We start from the raw sequence: 19120 nt of genomic DNA on the forward strand, positions 1-19120 counted from the left end.
CGTTGTACGAGTGGGTACCGATGATCCTCCCACAGTGGCCTGCGCCGATGCCCGCCGTAGGATGCGGGAGACAGGTGCGGCAAGCGGCTTGATCGGGAGCAGTAGACCATCGTGAGCAGCGAGAACTCTTCGGCGGACGACGTGCGGCAGGTGTGGGACGTCGTCGTGGTGGGCGCGGGGCCGGCAGGTGCTTCGGCCGCCTATGCGGCGGCGGTCGCGGGGCGGCGCGTGCTGTTGCTGGAGAAGGCGGAGCTGCCCCGCTACAAGACGTGCGGCGGCGGCATCATCGGCCCGTCGCGCGACTCCCTGCCACCAGGTTTCGAACTGCCCCTGCGGGACCGGGTGCACGCGGTGACGTTCTCGAACAACGGCCGCTTCACCCGCACCCGCCGATCCAGGCAGATGCTGTTCGGGCTGATCAACCGGCCCGAGTTCGACCACCAGCTGGTCGAGCACGCGCAGAAGGCGGGCGCCGAGCTGCGCACGGGCGTCACCGTCCAGCGGGTCGAGCAGCACGGCTCGGCGGTGCCGGACCGGCGCACGGTCGCCGTGGTCCTGCAGGGCGGCGAGACCCTCCTCGCCCGGGCCGTGGTCGGCGCGGACGGCAGCGCCAGCCGGATAGGAGCACATGTCGGGGTGAAGCTCGACCAGGTCGATCTCGGCCTGGAGGCGGAGATCCCGGTGCCGGAGACCGTCGCCGAGGACTGGCAGGGGCGGGTGCTCCTCGACTGGGGGCCGATTCCCGGCAGTTACGGCTGGGTGTTCCCGAAGGGCGACACCCTCACGGTCGGGGTGATCTCGGCGCGCGGTGAAGGGGCGGCGACCAAGCGGTACTTGGAGGAGTTCATCGGGCGGCTCGGGCTCGCCGGGTTCGAGCCGAGCATCTCCTCCGGGCATCTGACCCGCTGCCGGGCCGACGACTCGCCGCTGTCGCGCGGGCGGGTGCTGGTGTGCGGGGACGCGGCCGGGCTGCTGGAGCCGTGGACGCGCGAGGGCATCTCGTTCGCGCTGCGGTCGGGGCGGCTCGCAGGGGAGTGGGCGGTACGGATCGCGGAGGCGCACGACGCGGTGGACGCACGCCGGCAGGCCCTGAACTACGCGTTCGCGATCAAGGCCGGGCTCGGCGTCGAGATGAGCATCGGCAGGCGGCTGCTGACGGTGTTCGAGCGCCGTCCCGGGCTGTTCCACGCGGCGCTGACCGGCTTCCGGCCGGCGTGGAACGCGTTCAAGGACATCACCCAGGGGTCGTCGTCCCTGGGGGAGATCGTCCGGAACCGCCCGATGGCCCAGCGCGCCCTGACCGCACTGGACCGCCGGCCCGTCACCGGGGACGGCGTCAGCTCTTGACCGTGACCCGGAACACCGGGTGGTCCGGGGCGATGCGGCGCAGGTCGCCGTCGGGGGAGTCGGGGCCGACGCCCTTGAAGAACACGCCGACCTCGGCCTTCCAGCGCTTGAGGTAGGCGCGCAGCAGCGGCACCTTCTCGTCGTCGGTGACCTCGGTCGCGGTGAACACGTCCACCTTCTTGCCGAGGCGCAGCTCACCGCCGCCGGCCGCGCGCATGTTGTGCGTCCACTGGACGTGACCGCGCGGGGCGACGAGGTACTGCCGGCCATCGACCGTCAGCAGGTTCACGGGGGTGGTCCGCCACGCGCCGCTCTTGCGGCCGCGGACCGCCAGGACCCTGGAGCCCCAGACACTGAGGCCGCGACGGGTCATCCAGGCCACGACGCGGTTGAAGACGTTGACGGTGAACCAGCCGGGCTTCTGGACGTGCGTGGACATGGGAACCCCCAGGATGCGGGAGAGCGCTGCTCTCTTCTGTGAGCGACGCTCTCGTTCATGATGCTCAGTCTGCACCGGATCGGTGATCCGAAGCAAGAGCAGATGTTCTCTTTTTTGTTCACCGCTCTTGTTTGTGTGCAGTGATCTGCTTACGTGGGACACTGACCGGCATGAGCACCGCACACGGCGCCCGTGCCCGGGCCAGGACCGAGATCACCGCGGCCATCAAGGACGAGGCCCGCAGACAGCTCGTGGCCGACGGCGCCGCGAAGCTCTCGCTGCGCGCCGTGGCCCGCGAACTCGGCATGGTCTCGTCCGCGCTCTACCGCTACTTCCCCAGCCGCGACGACCTGCTGACCGCTCTCATCATCGACGCCTACGACTCCCTCGGCGAGAGGGCGGAGGCCGCGCACGGCAAGGCCGCCGACGCGAGCCCCGTGGCACGCTGGACCACGGTGTGCGAGGCGGTGCGCGCATGGGCGCTCGGACATCCCCACGAGTACGCGCTGATCTACGGCTCGCCGGTACCCGGCTACACCGCGCCCGACACCACGGTTCCCGCCGCTTCCCGTGTGGGCCTGGTCCTGATCGGCATCGTCCGCGCCGCCCACCGGGGCCCCGGCCTGACCGAGCCGCCGCTGCCCGCCGAGCTGCGCCCCGAGGCCGGGCGGATGACCGCCGACCTCGCCCCCGACCTCCCCCCGGAGACGGTGACGGCGCTCGTCGCGTCCTGGGCCCAGCTCTACGGCCTGGTCGGCTTCGAGCTGTTCGGCCAGTTCAACCGGGTCGTTGAGGACCGTGAGACGTTCTTCCGGCACGCGGTGGAGCGACTTGCCCATGGAGTGGGGCTCCGGGCGGCGTGAACTGTCGGTCGGCGTATTGCGCGGGGAGTACGTGTGATCGCCACGTTCGGGTGACGTCGCCCGGCGCCCGTCGCGTCTAGTGCCCCGGCAGGCAGCGTTTGCCCGTCAAGGAGCGGCGTCCGGTGCGTGCTCTCGGCGTGCCGGCCGGAAGTCCTCGTACTGGATGTACTTGGGCTTTCGGCCGGTGCGGCGAGTGGGGGCACCTCCCACGCCCTTGAGGCAGTGGGGGAGCGTGCCGGGCGTCGCGACGGGGCGAGCGTTGCCTGTTGGGGCACTAGCGTGGCGGACATGGACGAGCAGCACGTGCGTGGGGGAGGTCCGCCGCAGTGGTGGCGGCACGGGCCGCCGTGGTGGAACCGCGGGGAGGACGAGGGGCGCGACGCCCGGTGGCCGTGGCCGTCCACCGCGCTGCTCACCGTCTTCGTGTTCGCCGGCTCCCACGTCGCGGCCCAGGAGCAGGAGGGCGAGCGGGAGCCCCTGGATTCCTTCGCTCGGGTGCTGCTGGTCGTGGCCTCGGGGCTGCTGCTGTGGCGGAAGCGGTGTCCGGTGGCCGTCGCGTTCGGTACGGCGGCCGCGGTCATGGTCTACCTGGGCGCCGGCTACCCGTACGGGCCGGTCTTCGTGGCCGTCGCCGTGGCCTGCTTCAACGCCGTGGTCGCCGGGCACCGCCCGGCCGCGTGGGCGGCGATGGGCATGCTGTGGGCCGGGCACGTCCTGGTCGCCCACTGGCTGTACCGGTGGCTGCCGCCGTCCGGGGGCTCGGCCGCCGCCTGGGGAGCGGAGGGCGTGATCGCCGCCTGGGTGGTGGCGATCATGGCGGTCGCGGAGCTGGCCCGGACCCGGCGCGAGCAGTGGGCCCGGGAGCGCGCCGAGCGCGCGCAGGCGGCCCGGCGGCGCGCCGACGAGGAGCGGCTGCGGATCGCCCGCGAGCTGCACGACGTCCTCGCGCACAGCATCTCCGTGATCAACGTGCAGGCCGGCGTCGGCCTCGCCCTCCTCGACGCCGACCCCGAGCAGGCCCGCACCGCGCTCACCACCATCAAGGCCAAGAGCAAGGAGGCGCTCGGCGAGGTCCGCCAGGTCCTCGACACCCTCCGCACCCCCGGCGACGCGCCCCGCACCCCCGCGCCGGGCCTCGGCCGGCTGCCCGAGCTGGTGGCACAGGCGGCGAGCGCGGGCCTCACCGTCGAGGTCGAGGGGAAGACCCCCGACCTCCCGCCCGGCACCGACCTCGCCGCCTTCCGCATCGTCCAGGAAGCCCTCACCAATGTCGTACGGCACTCGGGATCACGGCACGCGCGCGTGCGCCTCGATCCCGGCGACGGGACGACGCTACGGCTGCGTATCGACGACGACGGACCCGCGACCGGCGCCGACGCGGGCGGCAGCGGCAACGGGCTGGCCGGGATGCGGGAGCGGGCCGCCGCACTGGGTGGCACCATCGAGGCGGGCCCGCGCGACGATGGCGGCTTCCGGGTGCTGGCCGTACTGCCGTTGAAGGTCAAGGAGGACCGGTGATCCGCGTACTGCTCGCCGATGACCAGTCACTGGTGCGGGCCGGCTTCAGGGCACTGCTCGACGCCCAGCCCGACATCGAGGTGGCCGGAGAGGCCTCCGACGGCGAGGAGGCGCTGCGCAAGGTGCGCGAACTGCGCCCCGACGTCGTCCTGATGGACATCCGCATGCCGGTCCTGGACGGGCTGGCCGCGACCCGCCGGATCACCGAGGACGGTCGGCTCGACGAGGTGAAGGTGGTCATGCTCACCACCTTCGAACTCGACGAGTACGTCTTTGAAGCCATCCGCTCGGGGGCCTCCGGGTTTCTGGTCAAGGACACCGAGCCGGAGGAACTCCTGCGCGCTGTACGGGCGGTGGTCGGCGGTGACGCCCTGCTCTCGCCCGGCGTTACCCGCCGCCTCATCGCCGAGTTCGCCGCCCGCTCCAAGGAACCCGCGGCCGACGGCGCCCTCACCGAACTCACCGAGCGGGAACGGGAGGTGATGGCCCTGGTCGGCATCGGCCTGTCCAACGACGAGATCGCCCGCCGCCTGGTGGTCAGCCCGCTCACCGCGAAGACCCACGTCAGCCGCACCATGGTGAAGCTGGGCGCCCGGGACCGGGCCCAACTCGTCGTGCTGGCCTACGAGTCGGGGCTGGTGCGGCCGGGCTGGCTGGGCTGAGCCGACTTCCGGTACCGGACCAGCACGCTGACGACCCGCGCCACGAACAACACGGGCACGATCCCGAGGGCCAGCCGGAGCAGCACCTTCTCCAGCGTGTCCGGCAGTTCGAAGAGCAGCGCCGGACCGGCGACGGCACCGAAGACGACGGCCGCCGCGAACGCCGCGCTGCACAGCGCGTACCCGATCTCGACGGTCATGGCGTCCCGCTCCGCCTGATTCCGTCGTCCCCCGTACGTCGTCATACGGCGAGTGTCACAGGCGTGCGCCCGGCAGAGCAAGCAGGCTCCGCCGGGCGCACGCGCGGGAGGCGTCCCCCTGGTCGCGGACCGCAACGGGCTCCGCTTCCGCCTCTTCCACCGTGGACTTGGTGACGACGACGCTCTGCTGCCTGCGGCGGGTCCGCAGTCCGGTGAGCGCGATCAGCGGGCCCACCACCGCGATCCCCGTGATCACGGTCAGCGCCGGCCGGTGGCTGTCCAGGACGGCCTGCGGGGAGGCCGGCTCGGCGGGCGCGTTCGCGGTCAGTACCGCCGTCACCACGGCCAGGAAGAGCGCCCCGCCTACCTGGACCGAGGTGTTGAGCAGACCCGAGAGCATGCCCTGCTCGTGCTCGTCGACGCCGCTCGTGGCCTGGACGTTGAGCGACGGGAAGGTCAGCGCGAACACCGCGCCGACCAGCAGCATGGTCGGCAGGATCACCGCCGCGTACACCGGGCTCAGCACGTCGAGCGCGTCCAGGAACATGGCGGCGCACAGCACCAGCAGTGTGCCCCACAACCGGGGAGCCCAACGACCCGCCGAGGACGGGGCCGCGGGGGTGGTGGACGGAGAGGTCATGCCCTCGGCAGTACATGCACATACATGGAATGTAAATGCATTTAATGTTGATGCAACAAAGGTGCTTCTCTGCTACGGTGCGGCCATGGCGGCGAAGAAGGCCGAGCGGGCGCTCGTGGACCAGTGGCGGGACATGCTGGCGCTGCACGCGCGCACCCAGAACGAACTCGACCGCACACTGCATCAACACGGCCTGTGCGCCAGTGACTTCGAGGTCCTCGACGTGCTGGCGGAGAGCGGCGCGCCGGACGGTACGTGCTCGTACCGCGTGCAGGAGATCTCCGAGCGTGTCCATCTGAGCCAGAGCGCGCTGTCGCGGCTGATCGCCCGGCTGGAGAAGGACGGACTCGTCGAGCGCGGCATGTGCCCGGAGGACCGGCGGGGCGTCAAGGTCGCGCTCACCGGGAAGGGGCGCACGCTGCACGGCGAGGTACTGCCGGTGCAGCGTGCGGTGCTGACGCGGATGCTGGCCGGCGGCCCGGCCGTCTGACCGTCCGCCGCCCGCTTCAGCCGATCGCCGACCTCTCCCGCCACAACGCGGCGAGCGAGCGGTCGCCCGTCACGCTCGGCACCGGCAGGCGGTTCCACAGGGCGAAGTACAACTGCCCGGCGGGACCGGCCAGTTCGGCGTCGGCGTCCCCGGACCCGTCGTCCCGTGTCGTCACGGGCGGTTCCGCCGACAGCCGTACGGTCCACACCGCGTCCGGGGCCGACGCCCGTACCCGCAGCACGCGCGGCTCCTCCGTGCGGACCCTGCTCCTGGGGCGGGCATGGAAACCGCGCAGCAACTCGTCGATGCCGTCCACGGCGAACTCCGCGGCGATGCCGGTCGGCGTCCCGCCGAGCGCCGACTCCGCGTCGTAGCGGTGGACGGTCGTCTCATGGGCCTGCCGCCGGGCCCAGAAGGCCAGCGGTGACGGGTTGGGTGCGGGGTGGAAGGTCCAGCACTCCAGGTCGGGCGAGGCGTCGGACAGGATGTCGACCAGACGGCCATGGCTGTCCCGGTACCAGGCCAGGAGCTCCGGACCGTCGAGGTCGGGTTCGTCACCGATGGGGCGGGGTGAGGTGTGTCCCTCGGCGACGAACGCCGCGGCCCACCGGTGCACCGTACCCGTGTGCCGCAGCAGATCACGCACCTGCCAGTCCGGACACGTCGGCACCTTGGCGTCGGTCCCGGCCTCCTCGGCGGCCGCGGCCAGCAACCGGCCCTCCCGGTCCAGGGTTCGAACGAACTCGGCTGTCTGCATAGAGGTGAGTGTGCCGGATGGAGTGCGGTCGAAGGGAAGACCGACTGCTGCTCTGCCCGCCCCCGACCAGCCCATCGGGAACCGGGCCCCGGAGCGTGACGTAAGGATTTCGTCATCGCTCCTGGGGTGCGGGACGGCCTCGCGGTCCGTTGGAATGGGTGTCGGCAGGTGAATCTCAGAGACGGGACGGGTATGCGCAAGATGGTCGTCGGGGTGCTGGTCGTGGCTGTGGCCGCTGTCGGGTTCGGGCTGTACTGGTTCCAGCCGTGGAAGCTGTGGCAGGACGAGACCGTGGACGAGGCTCTGCCCCAGACCGTGGAGGCGTCCGAGCCGGCCGACCCGCCCGAGGAGGCCGAGGCCGCCGCCACTCCCACCGCCGAGCCCTCGACGCCGGCGCCCGGGCCGCGCACGGTGGCCGGCGGTGAGCTGATCACCCACGAGCACGCGACGTCCGGCACGGTGAAACTCGTCCAGCTCGCCGACGGCTCCCATGTCGTCCGGCTGGAGAACCTCGACACCAGCAACGGGCCCGACCTGCGCGTGTGGCTCACCGACGCGCCGGTGAAGGAGGGGCAGGCCGGCTGGCACGTCTTCGACGACGGGAAGTACGTCAGCCTGGGCAAGCTCAAGGGCAACAAGGGCAGCCAGAACTACCCCGTGCCCAAGGACGTCGACCTCGCCGCGTACAGCAGCGTCAGCATCTGGTGCGACCGCTTCGACGTCTCCTTCGGGGCCGCTGAACTCGCCCGTGCGTGAACGGTGCCCGAGCGGGCCGCGACCGGTGAACCCCGAGTGAACACATGGCACATGAAGCGCTCGTTCCTGTTGGCGGAAGGGGGGAGCTTCGTATGCTGCACAGATGGTCGTCTCTGTGGTGCAACCGGAACCGAGTGAGGGAAGTGCCGGACCGAGTGCTCCGGTGCTGAGCGAACCGCTGATGGCGCGTGACCATGCCGAACGTGTCGCGCAGGTCCTCAAGGCGATCGCCGACCCCACCCGGCTGCAACTGCTGCATCTCATCCAGACCGCCCTCGGCGGCGAGGCGTGCGTGGCCAGCCTGACCGAGCGGCTCGGGCTGCGCCAGCCGACCATCAGCCACCACCTGAAGACCATGACCACGGCGGGCCTGGTCACCCGCGAGTAGCGCGGCACCTGGGTCTGGTACGCCGTCGATCCCGAGGGCATGGCGGGTCTGGATCAACGACCACATCCCGATCATCAGCGAGATGCCGCACGGCGGTTACAAGGCGTCCGGCTTCGGCAAGAACATGTCGGCGTACTCCTTCGACGAGTACACCAACGTCAAGCACGTCATGTCGGAGATCACCGGCGCCCCGCACAAGTCCTGGCACGACGTGGTCTTCACCACGCAGCCCGCCTGGATCTCGCGGCTCGCGCGCCCGGCACGGAACACGTTGCCCGTCCAGGCCGAGGCGGCCAGCCCGTAGGGGGTGTCGTTGGCCAGGCCGATGGCCTCGTCGTCGCTGTCGAAGGGCAGGCAGACGAGGACCTTCGGTCGGCCGGGAGGCCTGCTCGCCCCACAGGTCGCCGAGCGTGTAACCGTGCGGGAAGGGGTCGGTCTCGTCCAGGACGTACTCGCTGAACGCGGTGATCCAGCCGCGTCCGCTGATCGTCGGCAGCACGGCCTCGTACGGCCCGGTCCGGGTGGTCGCCAGGAGGGTGCCGGTGAAGGTGGTGCCGATGATCGACTCGTGGACGAACGGGGTGTTCAGGGGGAGTTCGCCGCGGGCGTGCAGGGCGGCCATCCGGCCGCTGGTGCCGGTGCCGCACAGCGAGCGGTCCAGTGTGCCGGTCCAGGTCGCCGGGTCGGCCAGGTCCACCTCGCCGTTCGGCAGGACGACGGTGTTGCGGCCTGCGACGCCCGGCGTCGGAGAGGGGCCCTGGATCATCATCAGGGAGATCTGGTTGATGCCCGGGTTGAGCGGGTGGCTGACCGGGAACTGCTGCTGGGCGGCGGTCCGCAGCACCGCGCCGGCCCGGGCGAGCTTCTTGGCCGCGTCCGGCTCCAGACGGACGCCGAGGTCCGCGGCGCGCGCCTGGACGTAGAACTGCCCGCCGAAGACGATGCCGACCGGCACCGGCCCGTACCCGGGCAGCTCCAGGACATGGTCGAGGGCGACCGCGAACGCGGGCACGTTGGCGAAGGTGACCCGGGTGGCCTTGCCGCCCTCGACCTCGGCGCGGACCCGGACGAGGCCGACCGCGGTGTCCACGGTGAGTTCGGTGACCGGCTCGGTCACCGGCACCGCACCCGTCTCGACGAGGGCGTCGTACAGCTCGGTGGTCTGCTTGCGCTCGTCGAGGGGCAGCGTGGTGAACTCGCCGGTGCTGCCGCCGGGGACCAGGCCGTGGATGCCGCCGGAGATGATGTGGTCGGCCTGGCGCTTGACACCCGCGGCGTCGACGGCCGAGCCGTCCGCGGTCAGCGGGGTGACGACGGCGGCGAGGATGCCGGTGAACTGCGGGGCACTCATGGGAGATCTCCTGAAGTGAGAAGGGAAAGAGAGGGGAGGATGGCGGTCACCGGCGGGTGAAGCGGAGCGGGGAGACCGGCTCGGCGACGGCGGGGAGGCGCTGCCGGGTGATGGCCTCAGTGATGATCTCGGCGGTCGCGGGAGCCAGGGTGAGGCCCAGCATGCCGTGGCCCGAGGCGACGTAGACATTGGGCAGCGGGTGGAGCCGGCCGATGAGGAGCAGACCGTCCGGGGTCATGGGCCGCAGGCCCGCCCACGGCTTGGCCTCCCCCGGGGGGTTGCCCCAGTCGGTGAAGGAGTCGGCCGCGGCCTTCTTGATGGCGGCGACGCGCCGGAGGTTGATGTTCTCCTCCAGACCGCCGAACTCCATCGTCCCGGCCAGGCGCAGGAAGCCGTTGAGCGGGGTCACAGCGACCCGGGCGTCCTCCAGGGTGAGGGAGGTACGCAGTTGCAGGGGTGCGGGGGAGTAGTCGACGCTGTAGCCCTTGCCGGGGCGGATGGGCAGCGGGACGCCCAGCTCGCGGGTCATGGGGCCGGTCCACACGCCGGCCGCCAGGAGCAGGGTGTCGCCGGTGATCTCGCCCTTGTCGGTCAGTACGCCGGTCACGGTGTCGCCGCGGCGCAGGAAGCGGCGTACCGGGGTGTGCTCGTGGATCTGTACGCCCAGCTCCTGACAGCGCTTGAGCAGGCCCTGGGTGAGGGAGTCGGGCTCGACCTGGCGGTCGTCCGGGAAGTACAGGCCGTGGCAGGTCCGGCTGTTCAGCGCCGGTTCGCGGGTCTGGACGGCGTTCCCGTGCAGGTGCGCGGGAACCATGCCGAACCGCTCGAACACGCCGAGGGAGGCGCACTGCTCCTCGTACCGCTCCCGGGTCTCGAAGGCCAGCAGGACACCGGCCTTGTGCATCTCCGCTCGGCGTGCCGAGGGAAGGCGCCGGCCTGTCTCCGCGCGGCCGTCCGCGCCGCTCACCGGCGGCTACGCCGTAATCCTGCGTGGCGCCGGGCACGCGGTTGTGCTGACGTGCGGAGTCATGAACTCCGTGCCGCTGCACCGCTTCGCGGGACGTCACCGGCGCTGGTGTTGCGTCGTGACCGTTGGACTCCTGTGCTGTCGCCCGGTGGTTCGGAGACCGCCGGCCCGCGCGCCCGCCGGCGCCCAGCATCCCCACGTCCGCGAAACAGACCCCGCCGACCCCGCCGACCCCGCCGACCCCGCCGAGCGACCGCGTCGGCGACAACGCCGCCGGTATCGCGTCGCGGTCACCGTACGCATGTGGTGCAGCCCGGCCGCCCCCGCCGCTCCCCCAGAATGCGGTCTGACAATCTGCGGAGGATTCATGAGCGAGCACGCGGCCCAGGGCGCCGGTCCGAGGCCGGTCACCACTCAGACGCGTCGGGACGCGGTCGTGGACGAGGTTCGCCGGGCGATCATGGCCGGTGAGCTGAAAGCCGACCAGCCGCTGCGCGAGGTGCATATCGCTCAGCAGCTCGGCGTCAGCCGCCCGACCCTGCGCGAAGCCATCTACCAGCTGATCCATGAAGGGCTCCTCGAACAGCAGCCCTATCGCGGTGTCGTCGTCACCGCGATCGACGAGAAGTTCATCGCCGACACCGCGGCCGTCCGTGTCGCCCTGGAGACGCTCGCCGCGCGGGCACTGGCCGACGACGACCCCGACGGCACCCGCCGGGCCAAGCTGAAGGCCGCCTGGCAGGAGTACCGCACAGCGCACAGCGCGCAGGACGCCGCACGTCTCCACCAAGCCCATGTCGCTCTGCACCGGACCATCTGGGGCGCTTCCGACAACGCCATGCTGAAGCGGATCTGGCCGACCGTGGAAGCACAGATCAACCTCGCCATCACGGTCGACGAGAGCACTCGGTCCGATCCCGACCGGGCCCTGCGCGTCCACGAACGGCTGATCGACGCCATTCTCGACGGCGACCCCCGTCTCATCGAGGCCGAGGTGGAACGCCACACCCGGGCGAGCGCCGACGAGCTGATCGAGATGATCATCGAACGGCAGGGCGGCGAGGAAGACCTCAAGCCCTGACGGGGCGGCCGGCCCCTGTCAGGCCGCTGCCGCCCGCCGTGTCATGAAGGCGATGACCGCGGCCGCGGCGGCGAGGGCCGCCACGCTGGTGAGGGCGGTGGGGAGGGAGAGCCAGTCGGCCATGAAGCCGATGGTGGGTGGTCCCAGGAGCATGCCGCCGTAGCCGAGGGTGGAGGCGATGGCGACTCCGTCGGGTCCGGCCAGTGAGCCGGCGCGTTGGACGGCGACGGGGAAGAGGTTGGCGAGTCCGAGTCCGGTGACCACGAAACCGAGGAGCGCTGCCCACAGGGCGGGCGCGAGGGCGCCGAGCAGCATGCCGGCTCCGGCGATCGTGCCGCCGTACACCAGCGTGCGGGTCTGGCCCAGGCGTTCGAGGAGCTTCGTGCCGGTCAGGCGGCCGATGGTCATGGCGAGTGCGAAGCAGGAGTAGCCGGCGGCCGCGACGCCGGGTGTGGCGTCCAGGTCCAGCTCCAGGTGCAGGGCACTCCAGTCGGCCAGGGCGCCCTCGCCGAAGGCCGTGCACAGGGCGATCAGACCGAAGGTGATCACAAGACCACGCGTGCGGGTGTTCAGGCGGCGCGGCGCGGACTCCACGGGCGAGCCGGTCTCGGGTGCCGTCGGGGGGCGGATGCGTAGCAAGGTGCGGCCTGCCAGGAGGGTGACGAGCAGTCCGAACACGGTGAGGCCGAGCAGATGACGCGCGGGGGACAGCGCCCCGGCGACCAGCCCGCCGAGCCCGGCACCGATCATGCCGCCGAGGCTGAACGCGGCGTGGAAACTGGGCATGACGGGCCGTCGCAGCGCGCTCACCAAGTCGACCGCGGCGCTGTTGAAAGCGACGTTGATCCCGCCGTATGCGGCGCCGAAGAGCAGGAGGACGGCGCCGAGGGCGAGGGGGGAGTGGGTGAGTGGGGGCAGGGCGACGCTGAGGGAAAGCAGGACGGCGCAGACGACGGTGACCTGGTGGCTGCCGTAGCGGCGGCAGAGGCGGCCGGTGAGGACCATGGTGATCACGGCGCCGGCGGAGATGCCGAGGAGCGCGAGGCCGAGGGCGCTGGCGGAGGCGCCGGTCTGTTCCTTGATGGCCGGGATGCGGACGACCCAGCCGGCGAAGATGAAGCCGTCGAGGGCGAAGAAGACGGTGAGGGCGATTCGGAGGCGGGTGAGGTCGTTGCCGTTGCCCGGCACGGCGCTGTGTGATCGGGCTTTGTTTATTAGCGGCACAAAATCAGGCTAGGTGGGGGCCGCCGACCCGGGCAAGGGCGCTGTTGCTTGACCTGGGCCGGCCGCCGGCGGGTCAGCGCTTGAGGGCGACACCGCCGTACTGATGCACCTCGGCGGGCAGGCCCAGGGTCTCGGTGTCGGGACGCCAGCGCGAGCACGACGCCACGCCCGGTTCGAGCAGTTCCAGACCGTCGAAGTAGCGCGCGATCTGCTCAGGGCTGCGGAGGATGTACGGGATCGAGCCGCCCTCGTTGTACTGCCGGATGGCCTCGACGTAGGACTCACTGGTGTCGGTGCTGTCGTATTGCACGAGGTAGCTGCCGGAGGGCAGGGCGTCCACCAGCTGCCGCACGATCGAGCGCGCCTCGTCGTGGTCCTCGATGTGCCCCAGGATGCCCATCAGCATGAGTGCGACGGGCTGGTCGAAGTCCAGCGTCTTCCCGGCCTCCCGCACGATGGTGCCCGGCTCGCGCAGGTCGGCGTCGACGTAGTTGGTGACACCTTCCGGGGTGCTGGTGAGCAGCGCGCGGGCGTGCGCCAGGACCAACGGGTCGTTGTCGACGTAGACGATCCGGCATTCGGGGGCGACCCGCTGGGCGATTTGGTGGGTGTTATCCATATTGGGTAGTCCGGTGCCTATGTCCAGGAACTGCCGGATGCCCTTCTCGGCGGCCAGATGGCGGACGGCGCGGGCGAGGAAGTACCGGGCGGCACGGGCTCCGGTCTCGATACCGGGGAAGATCTCGCGGAACGCGTCTCCGGCCACACGGTCGACTTCGTAGTTGTCCTTGCCCCCCAGCCAGTAGTTCCAGATCCGGGCCGACTGCGGGACGGAGGTGTCGATCTTGGAGAGCGCCTCCTGCTCGGAGTTCGCTGCCTCATCGGTCATGGACGCTCCTGTGAGTGCGTGGTGCGGACCACGCTATTCCTCCTCGCTCGGCGCATGTGCATCGTCGGCCCCAACACCCTTGCACTGACGGCCCTTTGGCTTGTTCGTGCCTGTGAGGCGACCGCTGAGCGGAGCCACGCGGACCGCGTGGCTCCGCCACTCGGCGGGACGCCACCGTTCACCCGTGTCCGGGCTTGCTCGGCGGGTCCACGTCGAGTTGCGGTTGTGCAGCGTCCTCCCCGAAGTCCGGTGGGGCCTGGAAGGGGTTCGTCGCCGGCGGCGGCGACGCTGTGGTGGCACAGTGGGGCGCCCCTTCCGGGGCGGAGAACAGCGAGGTCGAGTCGATGAGAGGTGTTCCAATCGTTACAGGGGAGGGAGCAGGCCTGGCGTGCTAGAGCTTGCTCAGCTTGGTGTACGGGCTCAGGATCCGCGCTTGCGCCGAACCGAAGTCCACGAGCAACGCGATTCCGTCCTCGATGCCGATCACCCGGCCGAGACCGTACATGTCATGTGTGACCCGGTCACCCACGGCGAACTCCTTGGGAGTCGGCGTGGCCGGGGCCTTGAAGGGGCTGGTGGGCAAGTAGCGCTTGGGTGCGGCTGGCTTTGTCATTGCCACCAGTATGCGCCTGTGTTCACCCCTCCACTGCGGCCCGCCGGAGCCGGACAGGTCCGCCGTCTATCATGGCCCCGCGCATTTCGCTTGCGCATTCGGTGCTGAAAGGAAGTCGGGGCCATGCGGCGGCTGGGGGATCTCGAGGCGGAGATCATGGATCGCTTCTGGACATGGAACCGGCCGGCGACGGTCCGTGAGGTCGTCGACGACATCAACAGGGCCCGCACTGTCGCCTACACCACAGTGATGACCGTCACCAACATCCTCTACAACAAGGGCTGGCTGCTGCGCGGCAAACAGGGACGGGCCTGGCTGTACTCGCCGGTCCGCAGCCGCGAGGCGTATGCCGCCGCGCTGATGGAGGACGGCCTGGGGGAGAGCCGGGACCGCTCGGCCGCGCTGGTCCACTTCGTGGAGAACATGTCCGAGGACGAGGTGGCCGCCCTGCGCGAGGCCCTGCGGAGCGTGGGACGACAGGCGAAGGTGTGAACGCGGCCCCCGTCCTGGTCGGCTACACGGCGGCCGTGGGCTTCGTCGCCCCGCCCCTCCTCCTGCGCGCGGCCTGGCCGCACCGGGCCCCGGCCCTGGCGGCGGCGGTGTGGCACGCGCTGCTGGTCTCCTTCTCGATCGGGGTCGCGCTCGCCGCGTACAACCTGGCCGCGCCGACCGAGCACCTGCACGCGGGCCTGGTGGGCCTGCTGCACTCCTGCGGACTGCACGTCGGCCCGGGCGGGCCCGACCCCGACACCGCGGACCGGCTCGCGGTGGCCCTGCCCGTCGCCCTCGGGACCGCTCTGGCCGCCAGCCTCGCCTTCCACGTCGTACGGGCCCGCCGTGCGCGGACCCGGCACCGCGAGGCCGTGGACCTGGTGGGCCGCCACTCCGCCCGGCTGCGAGCCACCGTCCTGCCGTACGGCGTGCCCGCCGCGTACTGCCTGCCCGGCCGGCGCGCCCGGATCGTGATCAGCGACGCGGCCATACGCGAGCTCACACCGGAGCAGCTCGCCGCCGTACTGGCACACGAACGGGGCCACATCGCGGGGCGGCACCACCTGGCCCTGGCCGTCGCGGAGGCGTTCCACTCCGTGTTCCGCCGGCTGCCGCTCGCCCGCCATGCCCGGGAACAGACGGCGCTGCTGCTGGAGATGGTCGCCGACGACCGGGCTCTGCGCCGCCACTCCAGTGCCGCGCTGGCCACCGCGATGTACGAGATGGCGGCGGCCCGCACCCCGAGAGGCGCGTTCGCGGCGGGCGGGCACACGGTTCTGATCCGCCTGCAGAGGGTCCTCGGCCCGCGCCCGGCCCCGCACCCCGCGTTCTGGGGGTCCGTGGCCGCCGTGGCCGTGGCGGTTCCGCTGCTGCCGCTGCTCGTCGCCTGCCCTCCCGTGCTCGGCTGACCCGTCGGTACTGATGGGGCTGTTGTGACTCGGACTTGCTTGCGATTCGAACTACGAAGCTACTAAGTTCTTGCTTGTTCGAGTGGCCGGTGCCACGGCACCGCACCGACGGCCGCACCCTGTCCCTCGGTCCACGACGTCCAGAGGAGTCACCTCACGATGGGAACGCACCGTCGGCCGAAGCCGCCCAGCCGTACGCGAATAGCCACCCTCGGCGTCGCCGCCGGTGCGGTGAGCCTCCTGCCCGCACAGAGCCAGGCGGCTCCCAAGCCCTCGGTGGACGAGGTGCGCAAGCAGGTGGAGAAGCTCTACGAGGAGGCCGAGGCCCCCACCGAGGAGTACAACGCCATCCGCGAGAAGCAGCAGAAGCTGCAGCGCGAGGTCGACGGAGCCCGGGACCGCCTGGCCCGCAAACAGCAGGAGATCAACGAACTCCGTGAGCAGACGGGCCCGCTGGCGGCCGAGCAGTACCGCACCGGCGGCATCGACCCGAGCGTGCAGCTCTTCCTCTCCAGCGACCCGGACGAGTACCTCGGCAAGGCCGAGGCGCTCGGTCGTACCGGTCACCGGCAGGCGGCCGCACTCCAGGCACTGGAGAGCAGACAGCGGGAGCTCGCCCAGGAGCGCGCTGACGCCGCGCAGCGGCTGACGGCCCTGGAGGAGGCACGCGCCAGGGCCGAGGCCAAGAAGGACGAGGTCCAGAGCAAGCTCACCGAGGCGCGCAAGCTGCTGAACAGCCTGACCGCCGAGCAGCGCGCCAGGATGGCGGCCGCCCAGCAGCGCGCGGACGCCGCCGCGGGCACCAGCGACGCGCCCACCAGCTACACCGGCCCGGCCAGCGGTCGCGCGAGGACCGCCATCGAGTTCGCGTACGCCCAGCTCGGCAAGCCGTACGAGTGGGGTGCGACCGGTCCCGGCTCCTACGACTGCTCGGGCCTGGTGGGTGCCGCCTGGCGTTCGGCGGGCGTCTCGCTGCCCCGCACCGTCCAGCAGATGTACGACGCCGGCCGCAAGGTGGCCAGGTCGGACATGCAGCCCGGCGACATCATCTACTGGTACAACAGCAGCCAGCACAACGGCATGTACGTCGGCAACGGCAAGGCCATCCACGCGCCGCGCACCGGCAAGAACATCGAGATCGTCCCGGTGGACACCATGCCGTTCTTCGCCGCCTCCCGGCCCTGAGCTTGACTTCTGACGTCGGTGAGCCCCCACACCTGTACCGCACGAGGAACTTCCGTGAGCACACGCCCGGTCCCCCGCACCCTGCTCGCGGCCGCGGGTGCCGCCCTCACCGCTCTGCTGCTCGCCGCCTGCGGGAACGGTTCGTCCGGAACGGATGACACATCGGAGGCGCCCGCTCCCGCGCTCTCGCACGTGCACGGTCTGGGTGTCGGCTCGGCGGACGACCGCGTGTACGTCGCGACCCACGACGGCCTGTACATGGTCGCCGACGGGCAGGAGCCGAAACTGGTCGGCGACCGCAGGGACGACTTCATGGGGTTCACCATCACCGGCGAGGACACCTTCATCGCCAGCGGACACGGCGCCGAGGGCAGCGGCCGTCCGGGCAACCTCGGCCTGATCGAGAGCCGGGACGCGGGCCGCACCTGGACGGCCCGGTCGCTGGAGGGAGACGCAGACTTCCACTCCCTGGACTCGGCGAAGGGCACCGTCTACGGCTACGAGGGCGGACGGATCCGGGTCAGCGGCGACCTCGGGACCTGGGACGACCGGGCGACGCTCGCGGCTCTCGACCTCGCGGTGAGCCCTTCCGGCGACAGGCTGCTGGCCACCACTGCCGAGGGCGTGGTCACGAGCACCGACGGCGGCCGCAGTTTCGGCAAGGGCGCCGGACCGCTCCAGGCGTTCCTGTCCTGGCCGGCGGAGAAGGCCCTGTTCGGCATCGACACCGCCGGGAAGCTGAGCACGAGCGCGGACGGCGGCACGACGTGGCAGCCGCTCACCACCGTGCCCGGCGGACAGCCCCAGGCGCTGACCGCCGCCGACGCCGACCGCGTCCTCGCCGCGACGCAGGACGGTGTGTACGAGTCGCGCGACGGCGGCCGGACCTTCACCCGACTCGCGCCGCTCGCTTCGTGAAGCACACCGTCGCCGAGGCGACCCGGGTGTCGGACGTTCCGTACGCCACGGACGGCTGACATGCTGCCCGGCGGGGCAACCGTCGTGGCAATCGTCGAGAAGGGGCCCGTGTGGAGACATCCGACTGGCAACCGGTACTGGCCCTGCTGGTGCTGCTCGTCGCCGCCGTCGTCCTGCTGCACGCCCTGTCCGTCGCCCTCCGGGCGGTCCGCGAGCCACTGAACACCGGCCCGTTCAGCGGCGGTCTGGAACCGCGCGAGCATCCGCTCTCACGCTTCCATGTGCGCTGGTACCCGGTCACGATGGTCTTCCTCGCCTTCGACATGGAGATGCTGTTCATGTATCCGTGGACGAAGGTCGTCTCGGCCGTCGGCACGCCCGCGGTCGTCGAGATGTTCCTGTTCCTCGGCATCCTGCTCGCGGGGGTCGGATACGCCTGGCGGGAGGGGGCCTTCCGGTGGAGCTGAGGCGCGGGCTCCGGCGAACGGCCGTGTCCCGGCCGGGAGTTCTTCTGGCGACGGCTGCCGGGGCCACCAGGGAGCGGCTCGCCGTGGAGGCGGAGCTCGTGCGTCGGCGCTGGCCGTGCGTGGCTGCGCCGGCGGAGGCGGACCTGCTGGTGGTCGTGGGCGATCCCGGCCTCACGGCCGGGGGGTGGGGCGCTCGCCTGTGGCACGCCGTTCCGGCCCCCAAGGCGTGGGTGTCCCTGACGCGGGCGGAACGGGTCACCGAGGCCCTCGACCGCGGCCTCGCCGACCTCCGGCACGGTGAGTCCCCGCCGTTTCCCGATGCCGGGGAACGGCACGAACACGGGCAGCCTGTGGTACGTGTGGCAGCCGGCGGTGGCACGGCCCACTGCCCGCCGCATCCCGGCCGGCGCGGTCCCGCCCCTGATCCTGCTGGCCGTGGCCTGCCTCGCACTGACGACGACGGCCTTCTCGCCGCTGCGCGACCGCGTCGGGCGTGTCCTCACGGCATCCGGTCAACCTGCCCCGGCCGCATGGGAGTTCGTCTTCTCGGGCGTGCTCGCGCTGCTGGTGGCCGCGGTCACCTGGGCCTGGGTCAGGCGTCCACCGCCCCTTCCCGCCCGCGTGAGGTCGGGCTTCGTCGACTGGCTGCGTCTCGAACGTGCCGCCCATGTGCTCCTGGTCGCCCCGGTGCTGCGCCTCGCGCACACGGCCGCGGCGTTCGACGACCGGGGGCTTGACCGCGCCGTCGACGGCACGGCGGCGACAGTCGTCCGCCTCGCCCGCTGGACGGACCGCGTCGTGGAACACGCCGTGGACGGCGCGGTGACGGCGGTCGCGTCCGGATCCCGCGCCCTCGGCCGCTGGGCCCGGCGCCCGCAGACGGGCCAGCTGCACCAGTACCTCGCCCAGGCCGTCGCGGCCTTCACCGTCCTCGCCGTCGTGCTCGTCCTCGTGAGGTGACCCGC

General features: G+C 71.5%; 21 protein-coding genes and 4 pseudogenes. 15 read left to right on the plus strand and 10 right to left on the minus strand.

The annotated features are described in order from the left end of the window. Nucleotides 1-111 precede the first annotated feature (111 nt). A complete protein-coding gene (locus AQJ91_RS35020) occupies nt 112-1347 on the plus strand; it encodes a geranylgeranyl reductase family protein (RefSeq protein ID WP_067029691.1) in 1236 nt (411 codons plus the stop codon). Here AQJ91_RS35020 and AQJ91_RS35025 read toward each other — a convergent pair. Continuing rightward, on the minus strand, nt 1337-1786 hold the full coding sequence (locus tag AQJ91_RS35025; protein ID WP_067029693.1) for a nitroreductase family deazaflavin-dependent oxidoreductase: 450 nt from the start codon (nt 1784-1786) through the stop codon (nt 1337-1339). The genes AQJ91_RS35020 and AQJ91_RS35025 overlap by 11 nt on opposite strands. Nucleotides 1787-1956: 170 nt before the next feature. Here AQJ91_RS35025 and AQJ91_RS35030 point away from each other — a divergent pair, with 170 nt between their 5' ends. From AQJ91_RS35030 to AQJ91_RS35040, 3 genes are all read left to right on the plus strand, one after another. Continuing rightward, nucleotides 1957-2649 carry a TetR/AcrR family transcriptional regulator gene (locus tag AQJ91_RS35030; RefSeq protein ID WP_067029695.1) on the plus strand — a complete coding sequence of 231 codons (693 nt, stop codon included), beginning with the start codon at nt 1957-1959 and terminating at the stop codon, nt 2647-2649. Between the two features lie 288 nt (nt 2650-2937). Further along, complete coding sequence (locus AQJ91_RS35035; RefSeq protein WP_107122616.1) at nt 2938-4167, plus strand: sensor histidine kinase; 1230 nt, start codon at nt 2938-2940, stop codon at nt 4165-4167. Next, on the plus strand, nt 4164-4829 hold the full coding sequence (locus tag AQJ91_RS35040; protein ID WP_067029699.1) for a response regulator transcription factor: 666 nt from the start codon (nt 4164-4166) through the stop codon (nt 4827-4829). Before AQJ91_RS35035 ends, AQJ91_RS35040 begins: the two co-directional genes overlap by 4 nt. Here AQJ91_RS35040 and AQJ91_RS35045 read toward each other — a convergent pair. Both AQJ91_RS35045 and AQJ91_RS35050 read right to left on the minus strand, forming a co-directional pair. Then, nucleotides 4790-5074, minus strand: coding sequence for a DUF6332 family protein (locus AQJ91_RS35045; protein ID WP_067029702.1), 285 nt, complete (start codon nt 5072-5074; stop codon nt 4790-4792). The two genes, AQJ91_RS35040 and AQJ91_RS35045, sit on opposite strands and share 40 nt — an antisense overlap. Nucleotides 5075-5150: 76 nt before the next feature. Next, nucleotides 5151-5552: pseudogene (locus AQJ91_RS35050) on the minus strand (MFS transporter); the annotation flags it as partial. Between the two features lie 202 nt (nt 5553-5754). Between AQJ91_RS35050 and AQJ91_RS35055 the strand changes: the two are divergent. After that, complete coding sequence (locus AQJ91_RS35055; RefSeq protein ID WP_067029877.1) at nt 5755-6159, plus strand: MarR family winged helix-turn-helix transcriptional regulator; 405 nt, start codon at nt 5755-5757, stop codon at nt 6157-6159. A 16-nt stretch (nt 6160-6175) separates the two neighbouring features. On the opposite strand, the gene AQJ91_RS35060 is transcribed toward AQJ91_RS35055, so the two are convergent. Then, nucleotides 6176-6916: a maleylpyruvate isomerase family mycothiol-dependent enzyme gene (locus AQJ91_RS35060; protein WP_067029706.1), complete on the minus strand. Its 741-nt coding sequence runs from the start codon at nt 6914-6916 to the stop codon at nt 6176-6178. Nucleotides 6917-7108: 192 nt separating this feature from the next. On the opposite strand from AQJ91_RS35060, the gene AQJ91_RS35065 reads away from it, so the two are divergent. The 3 genes and pseudogenes from AQJ91_RS35065 to AQJ91_RS56355 all read left to right on the plus strand — a co-directional run. Further along, nucleotides 7109-7672 carry a DM13 domain-containing protein gene (locus tag AQJ91_RS35065; protein WP_067029707.1) on the plus strand — a complete coding sequence of 188 codons (564 nt, stop codon included), beginning with the start codon at nt 7109-7111 and terminating at the stop codon, nt 7670-7672. Between the two features lie 163 nt (nt 7673-7835). Then, nucleotides 7836-8060, plus strand: coding sequence for an ArsR/SmtB family transcription factor (locus tag AQJ91_RS52690; protein ID WP_234383222.1), 225 nt, complete (start codon nt 7836-7838; stop codon nt 8058-8060). A 46-nt stretch (nt 8061-8106) separates the two neighbouring features. Beyond that, a pseudogene (locus tag AQJ91_RS56355) lies at nt 8107-8280 on the plus strand (aldehyde dehydrogenase family protein); the annotation flags it as partial. Between the two features lie 2 nt (nt 8281-8282). On the opposite strand, the pseudogene AQJ91_RS56360 reads toward AQJ91_RS56355, so the two are convergent. The 3 genes and pseudogenes from AQJ91_RS56360 to AQJ91_RS35080 all read right to left on the minus strand — a co-directional run. Next, nucleotides 8283-8426: pseudogene (locus tag AQJ91_RS56360) on the minus strand (aldehyde dehydrogenase family protein); the annotation flags it as partial. Nucleotides 8427-8481: 55 nt separating this feature from the next. Next, nucleotides 8482-9411 (minus strand): annotated as a pseudogene (locus AQJ91_RS56365) (dihydrodipicolinate synthase family protein); the annotation flags it as partial. 46 nt (nt 9412-9457) lie between these two features. Then, the gene (locus tag AQJ91_RS35080) at nt 9458-10315 is read right to left on the minus strand and encodes an NAD(P)/FAD-dependent oxidoreductase (protein ID WP_234383223.1); all 858 of its coding nucleotides are present in this window, start codon (nt 10313-10315) and stop codon (nt 9458-9460) included. A 430-nt stretch (nt 10316-10745) separates the two neighbouring features. On the opposite strand from AQJ91_RS35080, the gene AQJ91_RS53965 reads away from it, so the two are divergent. Further along, nucleotides 10746-11459 (plus strand): GntR family transcriptional regulator, encoded by a 714-nt coding sequence (locus AQJ91_RS53965; RefSeq protein ID WP_067029708.1) that lies wholly within the window; start codon nt 10746-10748, stop codon nt 11457-11459. An 18-nt stretch (nt 11460-11477) separates the two neighbouring features. Here AQJ91_RS53965 and AQJ91_RS35090 read toward each other — a convergent pair whose 3' ends face one another. The 3 genes from AQJ91_RS35090 to AQJ91_RS35100 all read right to left on the minus strand — a co-directional run bounded on the left by AQJ91_RS35090 (nt 11478) and on the right by AQJ91_RS35100 (nt 14185). Beyond that, nucleotides 11478-12647 carry an MFS transporter gene (locus AQJ91_RS35090; RefSeq protein WP_067029709.1) on the minus strand — a complete coding sequence of 390 codons (1170 nt, stop codon included), beginning with the start codon at nt 12645-12647 and terminating at the stop codon, nt 11478-11480. Nucleotides 12648-12756: 109 nt separating this feature from the next. Next, nucleotides 12757-13572 (minus strand): SAM-dependent methyltransferase, encoded by an 816-nt coding sequence (locus AQJ91_RS35095; protein ID WP_067029711.1) that lies wholly within the window; start codon nt 13570-13572, stop codon nt 12757-12759. Between the two features lie 391 nt (nt 13573-13963). Then, complete coding sequence (locus AQJ91_RS35100) at nt 13964-14185, minus strand: hypothetical protein (RefSeq protein WP_067029713.1); 222 nt, start codon at nt 14183-14185, stop codon at nt 13964-13966. 123 nt (nt 14186-14308) lie between these two features. Here AQJ91_RS35100 and AQJ91_RS35105 point away from each other — a divergent pair, with 123 nt between their 5' ends. The 6 genes from AQJ91_RS35105 to AQJ91_RS35130 all read left to right on the plus strand — a co-directional run bounded on the left by AQJ91_RS35105 (nt 14309) and on the right by AQJ91_RS35130 (nt 19115). Further along, nucleotides 14309-14677, plus strand: a complete 369-nt coding sequence (locus tag AQJ91_RS35105) for a BlaI/MecI/CopY family transcriptional regulator (RefSeq protein WP_067029715.1) — start codon at nt 14309-14311, stop codon at nt 14675-14677. Beyond that, complete coding sequence (locus AQJ91_RS35110; protein ID WP_067029717.1) at nt 14674-15585, plus strand: M56 family metallopeptidase; 912 nt, start codon at nt 14674-14676, stop codon at nt 15583-15585. The genes AQJ91_RS35105 and AQJ91_RS35110 overlap by 4 nt, the downstream gene beginning before the upstream one ends. Nucleotides 15586-15744: 159 nt before the next feature. Then, nucleotides 15745-16770 carry a C40 family peptidase gene (locus AQJ91_RS35115; protein ID WP_067029718.1) on the plus strand — a complete coding sequence of 342 codons (1026 nt, stop codon included), beginning with the start codon at nt 15745-15747 and terminating at the stop codon, nt 16768-16770. Nucleotides 16771-16824: 54 nt separating this feature from the next. Beyond that, complete coding sequence (locus tag AQJ91_RS35120) at nt 16825-17688, plus strand: F510_1955 family glycosylhydrolase (protein ID WP_067029719.1); 864 nt, start codon at nt 16825-16827, stop codon at nt 17686-17688. A 110-nt stretch (nt 17689-17798) separates the two neighbouring features. Next, entirely contained in the window at nt 17799-18155 is a 357-nt protein-coding gene (locus AQJ91_RS35125; protein WP_067029720.1) for an NADH-quinone oxidoreductase subunit A, read from the plus strand. 318 nt (nt 18156-18473) lie between these two features. Further along, the gene (locus tag AQJ91_RS35130; RefSeq protein WP_067029721.1) at nt 18474-19115 is read left to right on the plus strand and encodes a NuoL/Nad5 family protein; all 642 of its coding nucleotides are present in this window, start codon (nt 18474-18476) and stop codon (nt 19113-19115) included. The last annotated feature ends 5 nt before the right edge of the window (nt 19116-19120 follow it).

Source organism: Streptomyces dysideae (genome assembly GCF_001514305.1).
Taxonomy (GTDB): domain Bacteria; phylum Actinomycetota; class Actinomycetes; order Streptomycetales; family Streptomycetaceae; genus Streptomyces; species Streptomyces dysideae.